The organism is Micromonospora sp. NPDC000663, from assembly GCF_042898105.1.
GTDB lineage: Bacteria > Actinomycetota > Actinomycetes > Mycobacteriales > Micromonosporaceae > Micromonospora.
Window position 1 is genome coordinate 378,620 of record NZ_JBIAYR010000005.1, and the last position, 15,168, is coordinate 393,787.

A 15,168-nucleotide genomic window follows, 5' to 3' on the forward strand; every position below is an offset into this window, starting at 1 on the left:
ACGAGCCGCGTGGCCCGGCACCGGGCGCGGCGGCGCGGGAGCCGGAACCGGCCGCGCCGGCGCCGCTGCGCGGGGTCGACGCGGCAGGTGGGCTGGCCGCGCTGCGCGGTCTGCTGGACCGGCCGCTTGCCTCCTACTACCTGCTGTTGTCCAGCGCCGGTCTGCTGCTGCTCATCGGGTTGACGATGGTCTTCTCGGCGACAAGCGTGAAGGACTACGCCGAGGACGGCAACGCGTCGGCCTCGGTGACCAAGCAGGCGATCTTCGCGGTGATCGGCATCGGGGCGTTCTGGGTCTGCCAGCGGCTGCCCGCCAGCACGTACCGCTCGCTGGGCCGACCGCTGCTGTTCACCGCGATCGGGCTGCTGCTGGTGCTCAACCTGCTGCTCGCGTACGCCCGGCTCACCGACCAGGACTCGGCGCGGATCGGCCCGATCGAGGCGCGGCTGCTCTGGCTGTTCATCGGCGGAATCCAGGTCCAGCCCTCCGAGCTGGCCAAGTTCGCGCTGGTGTTGTGGGGCGCGCACCTGATCGCCCGTAAGGGCGCCGCGTTGGGCTGGTGGCGGGAGCTGGCCACCCCGCTCTTCCCGGTGATGGGCCTGCTCTTCGTCCTGGTCGGCTACAACGACGTGGGCACGATGCTCTGCCTGCTGGCCCTGGTGGTGGGTCTGCTCTGGGCCGCCGGCGTCCGCATGCGGGTCTTCGGCGCGCTGACCGTGGTCGGCCTGCTCGGCGTCGGCCTGCTCATCGCGGTGGCCTCGCTGGGCGCCGGCTCCGGGGAACAGGGTGCGGACAACTACCGCTTCGCCCGGCTGGTGATGTTCTTCAACCCGCCCGACCCGGAGACCTGCAAGCTCGGCGACTGCCTCCAGTTCTACCAGGGTCGACTGGCCATCGAGCACGGCGGCTGGTTCGGCGTCGGGCTGGGCAAGGGCAGCCTGAAATGGGACTGGCTGCCCGAGGCGCACAACGACTTCATCTTCGCGATCATCGCCGAGGAGCTGGGCGTGATCGGCTGCGCGGTGGTGCTCGCCCTGTTCGCGGTCCTCGCGTACACCGGGTTGCGGATCGCCCGCCGGGTCGACGACCCGTTCCGCCGGTTCGCCGCCGCCGCCGTGACCACCTGGCTGGTGAGCCAGGCCGTGATCAACATTGGTGGGGTGGTCGGGCTGCTGCCGATCACCGGCCTGCCGCTGCCGTTCATCTCCGACGGCGGAAGTGCCCTGGTGGTGACGTTGGCGGGCATCGGCATGCTGGCGTCCTTCGCCCGCGCAGAACCCGATGCGGCCCGAGCACTGCATGCCCGTCCGCCGGCCCGGTGGGTCCGACTACTCTGGGCCCCGTTGCCGCCGCTTCCCGGGCGGCGTCGCCGACCGGCGACGCCGCCCGCTGGCCGAGGGTCCGTACCCCGGTCCCGCGAGCGGCGCCATGACGACCAGGCCGCGCCGCGCGGGGTCCGCCAGGACCGCAGCCGCGGGGGTACGGCGAGCGAAAGGAGACGCTGATGGGTCCGCTGCGTTCGGTGGTGCTCGCGGGAGGTGGCACCGGGGGGCATATCTACCCGCTGCTCGCCTTCGCCGACTGCCTGCGCCGACACGACCCGGGCGTCCGGATCACCTGCCTCGGCACACCACGCGGCATGGAGAACGACCTGATCCCGCCGCAGGGCTACGACCTGCGGCAGATCCCGGCGTACCAACTGCCCCGGTCGGTCAACATGAACCTGGTCCGCACCCCGGGCCGGATGTGGACCGCGGCGCGCGCCGCCGGCAAGGTGATCGACGAGGTACAGGCCGACGTGGTCGTCGGCTTCGGCGGGTACGTCTCGGTGCCGGCCTACCTGGCCGCCTGGCGCCGCGAGATGCCCATGGTGATCCACGAGGTGAACGTGCCGCCGGGTGTGGCCAACCGGCTGGGCATGAAGTTCACCAAGAACATCGCTGTCGGTTTCCCGCACCAGCCGAGCCAGGCCGAGTCGCTGCGCGACGCCACAGTGGTCGGGGTGCCGCTGCGCCGCACCATCGCCGCACTGGACCGGTACGCGCTTCGCGACGCCGCCCGCGCCCACTTCGGGCTCCGCCCGGACCTGCCGGTGCTCTTCGTCTCCGGCGGCTCGTCGGGCGCCCGGTCGATCAACCTGGCGGTCTCTGGGGCGGCCAAGGAGCTGGCCCGCAACGGCGTGCAGGTGCTGCACGTGATGGGTGCCCGCAACGAGCCGGTGCCGATCCCCACCGACCTGCCGGTGCCGTACGTGACGCTGCCGTACCTGTCCGAGATGGAGCTGGGCTACGCGGCCGCCGACCTGATGCTGGCCCGGGGCGGGGCGATGACCGTCGCCGAGGTCGCCGCGATCGGGCTGCCGACGATCTACGTGCCGTACCCGCACAGCAACCAGGAGCAGCGGCGCAACGCGCTGCCCGTGGTGGAAGCCGGCGGCGGGCTCCTGGTCGACGACGCGGAGCTCACCCCGGACTGGCTGGAACGCACCGTCATCCCGCTGATCCGCGACCCGCAGCGGTTGTACGCGATGGGCGCGTCTGCGGCGGCGTACGGGCGGCGCGACGGTGACGAGGCGCTGCGTTCCTTCGTCATGCAGGCGGTGGCCCGATGACCGCGCAGTTCACCCCGGCCGGCACGCTCACCGCGGAGGACCTGGGCACCGTCCACCTGATCGGGGTGGGTGGAGTGGGCATGCTCGGCGTGGCCCGGCTGCTGCTCACCCGAGGCATCCGGGTCTCCGGCAGCGACCTGCGTGAGTGGCCGTCGCTGGCGGGCCTGCGGGCGCTCGGCGGCACCATCTACCTCAGCCACGAGGCGACCAACCTCGACGGCGTGGACACCGTCGTCTACTCGTCGGCCATTCCCTCCGACCACCTGGAGCTGGTCGAGGCGCGTCGGCGTGGCCTGCGGGTGCTGCACCGCTCGGAGGCGCTCGCGGCGGCGATGACCGGCCGCCGGGCGATAGCTGTCGCCGGCACCCACGGCAAGACCACCACCACCTCGATGGTGACAATGGTGCTCCAGCAGGCCGGAGTGGACCCGTCCTTCGTGATCGGCGGGGAGATCTCCGAGGTCGGCTCGGGCGCCCACCACGGCACCGGCGAGTACTTCGTGGTCGAGGCGGACGAGAGCGACCGCTCGTTCCTCATCTACCGCCCGTTCGTGTCGATCATCACGAACGTCGAGGCGGACCACCTGAACACCTACGGCGACTACGCGACGCTGGAGGCCGCGTTCGTCGAGTTCGCCCGCCTCACCGACCCGGAGGGGTTCATCATCACCTGCGCCGACGACCCGGGTGGTCGCCGGCTGGCCGAGACGCTTCGCGCCGAGGGCCGGCGGGTCCACACGTACGGCGAGGCGGCCGACGCCGACCTGCGGCTGAGCGAGATCTCCTCCTCGGCGCGCGGGGTGCGCTACCTGGCCGCGATCGACGGTCGGTCGCTCGGCGAGTTCCGGCTGCCGGTGCCCGGGCGGCACATGGGCCTCAACAGCGCGTCGGCGGTGCTCGCCGCGTACCTGCTGGATCTGCCGCTGGGGGCGGCGGAGGCCGCGCTGGCGGTGTTCCCGGGCGTGCGGCGGCGCTTCGAGCGCAAGGGTGTCGCGGACGGCGTGCTGGTCTACGACGAGTACGCGTACCACCCGACCTCGATGACGCTGGCGTTGCAGACGTTGCGCGAGGTGGCCGGGGACGGGCGGCTGATCGTCGTCTTCCAGCCCTACCGGCTGTACCGGACGCGCGACTCGCAGGCGGAGATAGCCGAGGCGTTGGCCATCGCCGACGAGGTGGTGCTGCTGGAGGTCTTCGGGCCGGGTGAGCTGCGCCAGCCCGGTGAGGGCTCGGCCGCGCTGATCGAGGCGGTGGCGCTGCCCGCCGAGCGGAAGGTCTTCGTGGACTCGTGGGAGGCGGCGCCGATCGAGGTGGTCCGTCGGGCCCGCCCCGGGGACGTGGTGGTGACCATGGGCGCCCCGCCGATCTCGCTGATGGGTGACGAACTGTTGGCCGGCCTGCTGGCCCGTACCGCCGGTGCCGCCCCGACCGCGGCTGTCGACCCGGTGGCGACGACCCCGGCCGTCGGCGGGCCGGTGGCAGGTGGCGCCACGGCCGGTGGCGACGGTGCGGCCCTGGGTGGCACCGCCGCTCCGGACGGCGCGGCGCCCACGGCCGGATGAGCCCCGGCCCGGCCCGAGGACGGACCAGCGCCGCCGAGGGCGGCGCGCCGCGCCGTGGCCCGGTGCGGCGGTGGCAGCTCGTGCGGGCGGGCAGCGACGCGGTGCCGCCGTCAACCCGGCGGTTCATGGCGCGTGCCCGGCAGCGTCGGATGCGCGCCGCGCTGCCGTGGGCGGTGGCCGCCGGGGTGCTGGCGGTGGCCGGGCTTGTCGCGTGGACGGTGCTGGGCACCGGCCTGCTCGGCGTCCGTGAGGTGCGGGTGGAGGGTGCCGCCCTGGTCACCCCGGTGCAGGTGCGCGACGCGGTCGGGGTGGCCGACGGGGTGCCGCTGGCCCGGGTGGACCTGGCCGCCGCCGCCCGCCGGGTCGGCGAACTGGCGCCTGTGGAGCGGGCGACGGTCTCCCGGGACTGGCCGGGCGCGCTCGTGGTCCGGGTGACCGAACGGACGCCGGTGGCGGCGGTGCCCCAGGGGGAGTCGTTCACGCTCATCGACCGCGGCGGGGTGGCGTTCCGGACGGTGGCCCGCCGGCCCGCCGGGCTGCCGCTGGTCAAGGTGGCGCGGCCGGCCGGCGACGACCCGGACACCCGCGCCGCGCTGGAGGTGCTCGTCGCGTTGACCCCGCAGCTGCGCGCCGAGCTGGTGGACGTGACGGTGGAGGGGCTGGCCCGGATCAGTCTGCGGCTGCGCGGGGACCGGACGGTGGTCTGGGGAGACGCGACACGGGGTACGGACAAGGCGCGGGTGGCCACGGCGCTGCTCGGTGAGGAGACCGACCGGATCGACGTGAGCGCGCCGGACGTGGTGACCTTCCGCTGACCGGGGAGGCTGCGCCGGACGTGACGAGTCGCGCTCCGGCCGGCGACACGCCGGTCGGGTCCTTGGCTCATCGCGCGGCGGCGCTTACGTTGCCCCGAAGAGGTTCAGTGGTTGACATAACTGTAAGCCTCTAGTAGAGGGTGAGGGTTCACCTCTGATCCTCGCTGGTGACAGCTGTCGTCGGCCGCTGGTCTGGCCACGCCGTACCCGGTCGGCCGAAGCCAATCTCGAACGGAAAGGACCGGAGATGACACCTCCGCACAACTACCTGGCGGTCATCAAGGTCGTCGGCATCGGGGGTGGCGGCGTCAACGCCGTCAACCGGATGATCGAGGTTGGGCTCAAGGGCGTCGAGTTCATCGCGATCAACACAGATGCCCAGGCGCTGCTGATGAGTGACGCCGACGTCAAGCTCGACGTCGGCCGTGAACTGACCCGTGGACTCGGCGCGGGCGCCAACCCGGACGTGGGCAAGAACGCCGCCGAGGACCACCGCGACGAGATCGAGGAGGTGCTCAAGGGCGCCGACATGGTCTTCGTGACCTGCGGTGAGGGCGGCGGCACCGGCACCGGCGGCGCGCCTGTGGTGGCCAACATCGCCCGTAAGCTCGGTGCGCTGACCATCGGCGTGGTGACCCGGCCGTTCTCCTTCGAGGGCAAGCGCCGCCAGGTGCAGGCCGAGTCGGGGATAGACGAACTGCGCAACCAGTGCGACACCCTGATCGTCATTCCGAACGACCGGCTGCTGGCGCTGGGCGACCGCAACATCAGCATGATGGATGCGTTCCGCACCGCCGACCAGGTGCTGCTCTCCGGTGTGCAGGGCATCACCGACCTGATCACGACCCCGGGTCTGATCAACCTGGACTTCGCCGACGTCAAGAGCGTGATGAGCGGCGCCGGCAGCGCGTTGATGGGCATCGGCAGCGCCCGCGGCGAGAACCGCGCGGTCGAGGCGGCCGAGGCGGCCATCTCCAGCCCGCTGCTGGAGCAGAGCATGGACGGCGCGCGCGGCGTGCTGCTCTCCATCGCCGGCGGTTCCGACCTGGGCCTGTTCGAGATCAACGACGCGGCGCAGCTGGTCACCGACGCGGCCCACCCGGACGCCAACATCATCTTCGGTGCGGTGATCGACGACGCGCTCGGCGACGAGGTGCGGGTGACTGTCATCGCGGCGGGTTTCGACGGCGGCACGCCCGCGTACAAGGCTGCCGAGCCGGCGCGCAAGACGAACACGAACCAGCCGGCGCCGCAGAGTGCCCCGGTCACGCCGCCGGCCACCATGCCGGCGCCGACCCAGTCGCCGCGTCGGGTGCTCTTCGACGACGTGGACGTGCCCGACTTTCTCAAGAACGGGTCCTGAGCCCCGCCGATGACCGACAGCTCAGCCACGGTACGACCGGACCGGCGCGCCGAACTCGCGGCCGGCCTGGCCCACGTCCGGGAGCGGATCGCCGGCGCCTGCGCCGACGCCGGCCGGGACGTCGCCGAGGTCACGATGATCGCGGTGACCAAGACCTACCCGGCCGGCGACGTGCTGGCGCTGGCCGGGCTCGGGGTGACCGACGTGGGGGAGAACCGCGACCAGGAGGCCGCCGGCAAGGCCGCCGAGGTGGCCGCGGCCGGGGTCGACCCACGGTGGCACTTCATCGGCCAGTTGCAGCGCAACAAGGCTCGCTCGGTGGTCCGCTACGCCGACGTGGTGCACTCCGTGGACAGTGTCCGGCTGGCCCGGGCGCTGGCCACTGCTGCCGCAGACCGGGAGCGCCCGTTGGAGGCCCTGGTGCAGGTCAGCATCGACGGCGACCCGGCGCGGGGTGGAGCGCTGCCCGGTTCGGCCGATCCGGGCAGTGGCCTGGAGCCGGTGGCCGAGGCGGTGGCCGCCGCGCCGTCGTTGCGACTGGCCGGTCTGATGGCTGTGGCGCCGCTGGGGTGGCCTCCGGAACGGGCCTTCGAGCGGCTGGCCGAGGTGGCCGAGGCGTTCCGGAGAGTCCATCCGGGAGCGAGCGCGCTGTCCGCCGGAATGAGCGGCGACCTGGAAATCGCGATCCGATACGGCGCGACACATGTCCGCGTCGGTAGCGCGTTGCTCGGAATGCGCCCCACGCTGCGGTAGCCTGACCGCGAGACAAGCAAATTACATCAGTGTTGTTTCAGGAACGGCATCTCCTTGTCGGGGGGTCGTGGCATGCGACGCGAATCGCGTGCCGGGGGGATTGCCGTTCCGGTCCGATGGGCATGGTTGTCCACTCGCGACGGGCGACATGGCACGGGGGCGCGTGCCGCACGGCGGACGGAAGGGCGCGGGATGGGTGCACTGCGCAAGGCGGGGGTCTGGCTCGGTCTGGTCGAGGAAGACGACGAGCGGGCCTACGACGACGGTGGCTACGACAAGGGTGGCTACCGCGACTCGCGGTACCGGCAGAGCCGGTACGCCGAGGAGTTCGCCGACGAGGACGAGGACGACACCGAGGAGCCGCCGGCTCCCCGGCCGCGGGCCAGCGAGCGGGGTCGGCTCTCCGAGCGGTCGAACGGGCGCGTCAGCGAGTCCGACCGTGGTGACGGTGAGCGTCCGGAGCGGGTCGAGCGGTCGAGTGTCCGGTCGATCACCCGGTCGTCGGCCGGTGAGACGTCCGGCGCGCTGACCTACCACACCCGGGACAACCTGGCCCTCGCGCCGCAGGCCACGACGCGTGAGCGCGCGGTGGTGCAGGAGGAGGAGCAGCGTTACCAGATCACCACGCTGCACCCGACCACCTACCGCGAGGCGCGCACCATCGGTGAGCATTTCCGCGACGGGGTCCCGGTGATCATCAACCTCACCGAGATGGACGAGGCCGACGCCCGCCGTCTGGTGGACTTCGCCGCCGGGCTGGCGTTCGGGCTGCGCGGTACGATCGAGCGCGTGACCAATCGGGTGTTCCTGCTCTCACCGGCCAATGTCCAGGTCACCGCTGAGGACAAGGCCAAGATCGCTGAGGGCGGTTTTTTCAGTCTGAGTTGATCCCGCCCGACCCGAGGGACGTCGCTGACCGTGTTGTCGATCTTGCTGCAAGTGTTGTACCTGATCCTTTATGTCTTCCTGCTGCTTCTTCTGTCCCGGTTCGTGCTGAGCGCCGTCCTGCAGTACGGCCGACGGTGGCAGCCGGGGCGTGGAGCGTCGGCCGGATTGGAATCCGTGTGGAGCGTCACTGATCCCCCTCTCAACGCGTTGAGGCGTGTGATCCCTCCGCTGCGAATTGGTACCGTGAGCATCGACCTGGCCTCCCTTGTGCTCCTGGTTATCCTGTTCGTGCTGATGGAGTTCGTGTTAGGGCCGTCGATCAGGGCATCTGCCTGATGACCGACGCGCTTTCGCGGCCGCAACTGACCCGAGGAGTTTCGATGCCGCTGACCCCGGCCGACGTCCACAACGTCGCCTTCAAAAAGCCGCCGATCGGCAAGCGGGGGTATGACGAGGAGGAGGTCGACGCCTTCCTGGACGAGGTCGAGCGCGAGCTCGCCCGTCTCATCGAGGAGAACAACGAGCTGCGCGCCCAGGTGGAGCGCGGCGGCCGTGGCGGTGCCCCCGCCGGCCCCGGCGGCGACGCCCGACTCGCGGCGGAGCTCAACGACGTGAAGGCCCAGCTCGACCGGGTGCAGCGTGACAAGTCGGCGGCCGAGCAGGCCGCCCGCGCGATGCAGGCCGAGCTGGAGCAGGTCCGCGCGACCGGCGGCCCGGCCGGCGTCACCGGTGACGGCGAGCAGCAGGCGCTGCGGGTTCTCATGATGGCCCAGCGCACCGCCGACGACCACGTGTCCGACGCCCGGCGCGAGGCCGACCAGCTGCTCTCCGAGGCGCGCGGCAAGGCCGAGGAGGTGACCCGCGAGGCTCGTGCGAAGGCCGACGCCCTGGAGCGGGACGCCCGCCAGCGGCACCAGGAGGCCATGGGCGGCCTGGACGCCAAGCGCACGGCGCTGCAGAAGCACATCGAGGAGCTCAAGCAGTTCGAGCGCGAGTACCGCACCCGGCTCAAGGCGTACCTGGAGAGCCAGCTGCGTGACCTCGACGGTCGCGGGCAGGGCCTCGAGGCCGAGATGACCCGCTCCGAGGCGGGCCGGGTCGCCGGTGGCAACGGGCTGGCCGCCGCGGGGCTCGCCGGTTCGTACGGTGGCGGGCGCTCCGGCGCCCTCGAAGCCGGACGCTGAGCATCGGCCGGCGATCGCGCCAATGGTGACGGTCGCCGGCCCCGCTTTTACGGTACGAAGCGGCGGGGGTGAGCCGTGATAGTTGCGAGTCTCCTGCTCATCCTCGTCGCGGTGGTGCTGCTGGTTCTCGGCCTGGCCGGGGGCTCCAGCATCATGTTGATCATCTCCATCGCGGCCAGTCTGCTGGCCGCCGTCGCGTTGGTGGTGGGTGCCCGCCAGGCAGCCGCCAACCGCACCACGGCGGCTCCGGGCCGGTCCGGCCGGCGCACCTCCCGCGCACCCCGTACGGCCAGCCAGGCCACGTCGGGTGCTCCGTACGGGCCGCCGCTGGTCGAGCCGGACGTGCCGGTGCAGCACATGCCGTCGACTGTCGGTTCCGGCGACACCGGGTGGCGGCAACCACCCGAGCCGCCGGTTGACCACGCTTCACCAGTCGACGCGTCGGTCGACCGGGATGCCCCGTTCGTGGCCCCGGTCGACGGCGCGTCGTCGTCGCCGGTGAGTCCGGCGCCGTCGGACGGGGCGTCGCCCGTCGACGCGGTGGCCGCCGAGGCGTTGGCAGGTGAACCGGCCGCCCAGCCGGTCACCCCGGCGGAGGCCGCCCGGGTGGCCCGGCTGCCCGATCCCGTCCAGGTGGTGGACGGCCGGCCCCGCTACCACCTCGCCCACTGTGCGCACCTTGTCGGTCGGGCGGCGGAGACGCTGCCGGTCGCCGAGGCGGTCGAGCTGGGTTTCACCCCGTGTGCGCGCTGCGCGCCGGCCACCGTCCTGCTCGCCGACGTCCGACCGATCTGAAACGGCTTCCGGTGCCCGCCCAGGACACGCTCACCGTGGCGGTACGGGTGAAACCCGGCGCGTCCCGGGACCGGGTCGGCGGCCGCTTCGACGGGCCGCACGGTCCGGCTCTGGTGATCGCCGTGCACGCGCCGGCCGTCGACGGACGCGCCACCGAGGCGGCCCGTCGGGCCCTTGCCGGCGCGTTGGGTGTGCGGCAGGCCGCGGTGTCGTTGCGGGCCGGCGCGGCCAGCCGGGACAAGCTCTTCCTCGTCGACCGGCCCGGCCCGGAGCTGTCCGGGCTGCTCTGCCGGCTGCGCGACGGATCCGTCGAGTGAGGAACGTCCGGGCCGGGCAGCTGTGACACCGGGGCTGGACATCGCGCTGCTGCTCGGTGCGGGCGTGCTCCTGGTGGCGGTCGGGGCGGTGCGTCTCTCCACCCGCCTCGGGGTGCCGAGCCTGCTCGTCTACCTGGCGTTGGGCGTGGCGATCGGCGAGGGCGGGCTGGGCATCCGCTTCGACGACGTCGAGTTGACCAGGACCCTCGGGTTCTGCGCCCTGATCGTGATCATCGCCGAGGGTGGCCTGACCGCGCGGTGGAGCACGCTGCGCCCGGTGCTCGGGCTGGCCTCCGCGCTCTCCACAGTCGGCGTGGTGGTCAGCATCCTGGTCGTCGGTGTCGCCGTACACCTGCTGTTGGGTCTGGACTGGCGGCTGGCGTTGCTCTACGGGGCGGTGCTCTCGTCCACCGACGCGGCGGCGGTCTTCGCGACGCTGCGCCGGCTGCGCCTGCCACCGCGGCTGGTGGCCACGCTGGAGGCCGAGTCAGGGATGAACGACGCCCCGGTGGTGCTGCTGGTGGTGCTGCTGTCGCATTCGGGCTGGGCGCATCCGTGGTGGTACGAGGCCGGGCTCGTCGTCTACGAGCTGGGGGTCGGCGCGGCGGTGGGCGTGGCCGCCGGCGTGGCCGGGACGTGGGCGCTGCGCCGGGCCGCGCTGCCCGCGGCCGGGCTGTACCCGATCGCGGCGGTCGGGATCACGGTGCTGGCGTACGCGGCAGGCGCGGTGCTGCACGCCTCCGGGTTCCTCGCCGTCTACGTGGCTGGCGTGCTGCTGGGTAACGCGCGCCTGTCGCATCGGCGGGCGATCCTCGGCTTCGCCGACGGGTTGGCGTGGCTCGCGCAGATCGGCCTGTTCGTGCTGCTCGGTCTGCTGGTGTCGCCGGGCCGGCTGGACGCGGCGGTGCTGCCGGCGGTGGTCGCGGGGTTGGCGCTGGTGCTGCTGGCGCGACCGTTGTCGGTGGCGGCGTCGGCCGTGCCGTTCCGGGTGGGTCTGCGCGAGCAGGCGTTCCTGTCCTGGGCCGGGTTGCGCGGTGCGGTGCCGATCGTGCTGGCCACCATTCCGCTCTCCGAGCGGGTGCCGGGCGCGGAGCGGTTGTTCGACGCGGTCTTCGTGCTGGTGGTCATCTTCACGCTTGTGCAGACCGGGACGCTCGGGCCGCTGGCCCGCCGGCTGGGGATCACGGCGCCGGCCGAGGCCAGCGAGATCCACGTGGAGACGGCTCCGCTGGAGCGGATGCGGGCCGACCTGCTCCAGCTCGAGGTGCCGCAGGGGTCCCGTCTGGCGGGGGTGCACGTCGACGAGTTGCGGTTGCCGGTCGGTGCCTCGGTGACCCTGGTGCTGCGTGACGGGGTGGGGTTCGTGCCCGGCCCGGACACCCGGCTGAAGACCGGCGACAGCCTGTTGATCGTCGCCACCGCTGGGGTGCGTGACGCCGCCGAACGGCGGTTGCGGGCGGTCAGCCGGAGGGGTCGGCTGGCCCGATGGTTTGGGGAGTACGGGGACGACTCAGACCGTTGATCTGCTAGCGTTCCTTTTGCCCCAGTTAGACGGGTCTCGGGGCAGTTAAGCGGTACGACGGTGCGGCACGTTGTCGGACGCCTGTACGTTCCGTATCCTTGCGAACCTCCGGAGTGCGCGGCCATCGTCGCCGTGCGCCCCTTTTTGTACATAGGGGACGCCCTGGTTGGCGCCCCCTGACCAGGAACCGTGGACCACGCGGTTCCGCGGCCGAGGGAGCGACCATGGCGAAGCCAGCCGACACGAGGACCGCCGGCCGCAAGGCGGTGGCCAAGGTCACCCGCAGCGCGGCGGAGACCGAGAAGATCCGCGCGGCGCTGGCGGCGCGGCGGGACGAGCTTCGCGCCGAGTACGATCAGACGCTGAGCGAGATCACCGAGCTGCAGCGCGACCGGCTGACCGACTCGGCCGGGGACGACCAGGCCGACACCGGCACCAAGACGTTCGAGCGTGAGCAGGAGATCTCACTCGCCAACAGCATCCTGGAACGGATCACGCAGGTCGAGCGCGCCCTCGAGCGCCTGGACGAGGGTGGTTACGGCTGGTGCGAGCGGTGCGGCAACCCGATCCCGGTCGAGCGCCTCGCCGCCTTCCCGTCGGCCACCCTGTGTGTGACGTGCAAGCAGCTGGAGGAGCGGCGCTGAGGTCCGTTCCCCGGCGGCGATGGGACGGTGAGCGATCACCGCCGAGACTGTCGATGGGGAGCGAATGACCGCAGCACCGTCCGCCGAGCCGGGCCGCAGTGAGCCGGGTGGCGGCAAGCCCCGGCCCCGGGCCGTCGCGATCCTCGCCGGGGTCGCCCTGGTGGCCCTGCTGGCCGACCTGGTCACCAAGCACCTCGCGCTTGGCGCGTTGACCGACCGGGAGCCGGTCCGGTTGCTCGGTGGCCTTGTCTACCTGAGCCTCACCCGCAACAGCGGCGCGGCGTGGAGCATCGGCTCCGACCACACCTGGATCTTCCCGCTGATCACCATCGGTGTGGTGGGCTGGATCGTGTGGATGGCGCTGCGCCTGCGCTCGCTGCCCTGGGCGATCTCCCTCGGCCTGGTGCTCGGCGGCGCGCTGGGCAACCTCGTCGACCGGATCTTCCGGGCACCCTCGCCGTTCCACGGGCACGTGGTCGACATGATCAGCCTGTTCGACCCGTACGGCCAGGTGTGGCCGGTGTTCAACCTGGCCGACAGCTCGCTGGTCTGCGGCGTGCTGCTGGCCGTCCTGCTCGAGTTGACAGGCCGTCAGCGCGACGGCCGCCGGGCCGGCCGCGACGGTGACGCGAGCGACGCGGACGCCACCCCGACCACCGCCGACCAGCGGGAGCGGGCATGACCTCCGCGTTCGCCGCCGGCGGCGACCACCGTTCCCTGCCCGTGCCCGACGGCCTCGACGGGATGCGCCTGGACCAGGCCGTCTCCCGCCTGTTCGGGCTCTCCCGCACCGCCGCCGCGGCCCTGATCGACGCCGGGGACGCGCTTGTCGACGGCACTGCCCGGGCCAACTCGCACAAGGTGAAGGCCGGCTCCTGGCTGGAGGTCACCCTGCCCGCCCCGGTCGCCCCGCCGACAGTGGTGCCGCAGGCGGTGCCCGGCCTGCGCGTCGTGTACGCCGACGACGACATCGTGGTGGTGGACAAGCCGGTGGGCGTTGCCGCGCACCCCAGCCCCGGCTGGACCGGCCCGACCGTCATCGGCGCCCTCGCCGCCATCGGGCACCGCATCTCCACAAGCGGCGCCGCCGAACGCCAGGGCGTCGTGCACCGCCTCGACGTGGGCACCACCGGGATCATGGTGGTGGCCAAGAGCGAGCAGGCGTACACGGCGTTGAAGCGCGCCTTCAAGTACCGCGAGGTGGACAAGGGCTACCACGCGGTGGTCCAGGGTCACCTCGACCCGCTGCGCGGCACCGTCGACGCGCCGATCGACAGGCATCCCACCCACGACTACCGGTGGGCTGTGGTCTCCGGCGGCAAGCCGAGCATCACCCACTACGACACGCTTGAGGCGTTCCCGGCGGCGAGCCTCGTCGACGTGCGGCTGGAGACCGGCCGGACCCACCAGATCCGGGTGCACTTCTCCACCCTGCGGCACCCCTGCGTGGGTGACCTCACGTACGGTGCCGACCCCACCCTCTCGGCCCGTCTCGGACTGGCCCGACAGTGGCTGCACGCTCGCGAATTGAGCTTTTTGCACCCCCGTTCGGGGGACGAGGTCCGGTTCGTCAGCGACTACCCTGACGACCTGGAGCGCGCGCTTCAGATCCTGCGTGACTAGAGCGGCGACCGTCCGACACCGATCCGAAGAGGGGATCCGCCCGTGCGCGCCGGCGATCTGCTGCGGCAGTTGGACCAACGGCTGCTGCCGCCGTTGACCCGGGGCGTCGCCCGGTTGGATGACCGCTCGCGGCGGTCCGGGGTGCTCACCTGGGCCGCGCTGTTCTCCCTGGCGGCGGTGCTGGGCACCGCCGTGTGGGCGGCCGACGACGCCCCGGTGGGCGACCGGACGGTGGGCGAGGTGACCCGGGTCGGGGTGTCCGACGGCGACTCCGTCCCCGGCTACCTGCGCTCGGCGGCGGCGGACCTGGCCGCCCTGTCCACCGCGACGCCGTCCACCGGCGACGGGACGTACGCGCTTGTCACGTTCGACGCGTACCTTCCGCCGCAGCGCCTGGCTGACGTGCTCGGCGACGTGCCGGTCTCGACGGTCTTCGGGCGGGTGCCACTGCCCGGGCGGCAGACCGAGATCGTCAGGATCCCCGCGCTGCGGGTGCCGGACGACGTCGTCGCCGGCATGGCGGAGGTTGCTGCCCGCAAGGCCACCGAGGCCGCCGACTACCGGGCGCGGGCCGCCGCGACGACAGGCGACGGTGTCGACGAGCGGGAACTGCGCGCGCGGTACGCCGACGGCGCCGAGGTGGCGGACGCGGAGGCGGCGGCGTACCGGGGTGGCTGCGACTGTGTGTACGCGGCGGTCGTCCGGGCCGCCCCCGAGGTGCTGCGGGGTGTGGCGACCCGGCCGGCGGTACGTGCCGTCGACCCGGCCCCCGAGGTGTACCGGCTGGACCGCGCGGTCTTCACGCCGCCGCTTCCCGAACAGCGCGACGTGGCCCGCCCGCCTGTCGACACCGGACCGGGCCCGACGTCGCACCCCGCCGGGGCCACGGCGTCGACGCGACCCGCCCCTCTGCCCTCGGCGTCGATGGGCGAATCGTCGGAACCCGCACCGCTCGTCACTATTCCGTCACCGGACGCGTCGTCGGCGGTGGCGACCGAGCCGGCCGTGCCGAGCGCCACCACCTCCCCGGACGTGACCGAGGCCAACCCGTTGGCCCCCACCCCGTCGTGATCTGTGCCGGGCGGTGTGCG

The 15,168-nt window shown here is 72.6% G+C and carries 16 protein-coding genes; all 16 read left to right on the forward strand.

The window, feature by feature from the left end:
• Positions 1 to 92: 92 nt before the first annotated feature.
• The 16 genes from ACFY1S_RS20270 (at position 93) to ACFY1S_RS20345 (ending at position 15,148) form a co-directional block, all read left to right on the forward strand.
• The gene (locus tag ACFY1S_RS20270) at positions 93 to 1,505 is read left to right on the forward strand and encodes an FtsW/RodA/SpoVE family cell cycle protein (RefSeq protein ID WP_387120305.1); all 1,413 of its coding nucleotides are present in this window, start codon (positions 93 to 95) and stop codon (positions 1,503 to 1,505) included.
• Positions 1,505 to 2,611: an undecaprenyldiphospho-muramoylpentapeptide beta-N-acetylglucosaminyltransferase gene (gene murG / locus ACFY1S_RS20275; RefSeq protein WP_387120118.1), complete on the forward strand. Its 1,107-nt coding sequence runs from the start codon at positions 1,505 to 1,507 to the stop codon at positions 2,609 to 2,611. Before ACFY1S_RS20270 ends, murG begins: the two co-directional genes overlap by 1 nt.
• Positions 2,608 to 4,173, forward strand: coding sequence for a UDP-N-acetylmuramate--L-alanine ligase (gene murC / locus ACFY1S_RS20280; protein ID WP_387120121.1), 1,566 nt, complete (start codon positions 2,608 to 2,610; stop codon positions 4,171 to 4,173). The genes murG and murC overlap by 4 nt, the downstream gene beginning before the upstream one ends.
• A complete protein-coding gene (locus ACFY1S_RS20285; protein ID WP_387120124.1) occupies positions 4,170 to 4,988 on the forward strand; it encodes a cell division protein FtsQ/DivIB in 819 nt (272 codons plus the stop codon). Before murC ends, ACFY1S_RS20285 begins: the two co-directional genes overlap by 4 nt.
• A 247-nt stretch (positions 4,989 to 5,235) precedes the next feature.
• On the forward strand, positions 5,236 to 6,351 hold the full coding sequence (gene ftsZ / locus ACFY1S_RS20290) for a cell division protein FtsZ (protein WP_139586065.1): 1,116 nt from the start codon (positions 5,236 to 5,238) through the stop codon (positions 6,349 to 6,351).
• A gap of 9 nt (positions 6,352 to 6,360) precedes the next feature.
• Positions 6,361 to 7,104 carry a YggS family pyridoxal phosphate-dependent enzyme gene (locus tag ACFY1S_RS20295; RefSeq protein ID WP_387120127.1) on the forward strand — a complete coding sequence of 248 codons (744 nt, stop codon included), beginning with the start codon at positions 6,361 to 6,363 and terminating at the stop codon, positions 7,102 to 7,104.
• A gap of 192 nt (positions 7,105 to 7,296) precedes the next feature.
• A complete protein-coding gene (locus tag ACFY1S_RS20300) occupies positions 7,297 to 7,992 on the forward strand; it encodes a cell division protein SepF (protein ID WP_364362602.1) in 696 nt (231 codons plus the stop codon).
• 30 nt (positions 7,993 to 8,022) lie between these two features.
• Positions 8,023 to 8,328, forward strand: a complete 306-nt coding sequence (locus tag ACFY1S_RS20305) for a YggT family protein (RefSeq protein WP_030334503.1) — start codon at positions 8,023 to 8,025, stop codon at positions 8,326 to 8,328.
• A 44-nt stretch (positions 8,329 to 8,372) separates the two neighbouring features.
• The gene (locus ACFY1S_RS20310; RefSeq protein WP_364362603.1) at positions 8,373 to 9,176 is read left to right on the forward strand and encodes a DivIVA domain-containing protein; all 804 of its coding nucleotides are present in this window, start codon (positions 8,373 to 8,375) and stop codon (positions 9,174 to 9,176) included.
• A gap of 75 nt (positions 9,177 to 9,251) precedes the next feature.
• Positions 9,252 to 9,971, forward strand: coding sequence for a hypothetical protein (locus ACFY1S_RS20315; RefSeq protein ID WP_387120131.1), 720 nt, complete (start codon positions 9,252 to 9,254; stop codon positions 9,969 to 9,971).
• An 11-nt stretch (positions 9,972 to 9,982) separates the two neighbouring features.
• Positions 9,983 to 10,288 carry a DUF167 domain-containing protein gene (locus ACFY1S_RS20320; RefSeq protein ID WP_387120134.1) on the forward strand — a complete coding sequence of 102 codons (306 nt, stop codon included), beginning with the start codon at positions 9,983 to 9,985 and terminating at the stop codon, positions 10,286 to 10,288.
• Positions 10,289 to 10,310: 22 nt separating this feature from the next.
• Positions 10,311 to 11,810 carry a potassium/proton antiporter gene (locus ACFY1S_RS20325; protein WP_364362606.1) on the forward strand — a complete coding sequence of 500 codons (1,500 nt, stop codon included), beginning with the start codon at positions 10,311 to 10,313 and terminating at the stop codon, positions 11,808 to 11,810.
• A gap of 224 nt (positions 11,811 to 12,034) precedes the next feature.
• On the forward strand, positions 12,035 to 12,454 hold the full coding sequence (locus ACFY1S_RS20330; protein ID WP_139586058.1) for a TraR/DksA C4-type zinc finger protein: 420 nt from the start codon (positions 12,035 to 12,037) through the stop codon (positions 12,452 to 12,454).
• Between the two features lie 64 nt (positions 12,455 to 12,518).
• Positions 12,519 to 13,136, forward strand: coding sequence for a signal peptidase II (lspA, locus tag ACFY1S_RS20335; protein ID WP_364362607.1), 618 nt, complete (start codon positions 12,519 to 12,521; stop codon positions 13,134 to 13,136).
• Positions 13,133 to 14,077: an RluA family pseudouridine synthase gene (locus ACFY1S_RS20340; protein ID WP_364362608.1), complete on the forward strand. Its 945-nt coding sequence runs from the start codon at positions 13,133 to 13,135 to the stop codon at positions 14,075 to 14,077. The genes lspA and ACFY1S_RS20340 overlap by 4 nt, the downstream gene beginning before the upstream one ends.
• A gap of 42 nt (positions 14,078 to 14,119) precedes the next feature.
• Positions 14,120 to 15,148, forward strand: coding sequence for a hypothetical protein (locus tag ACFY1S_RS20345; protein ID WP_387120139.1), 1,029 nt, complete (start codon positions 14,120 to 14,122; stop codon positions 15,146 to 15,148).
• The last annotated feature ends 20 nt before the right edge of the window (positions 15,149 to 15,168 follow it).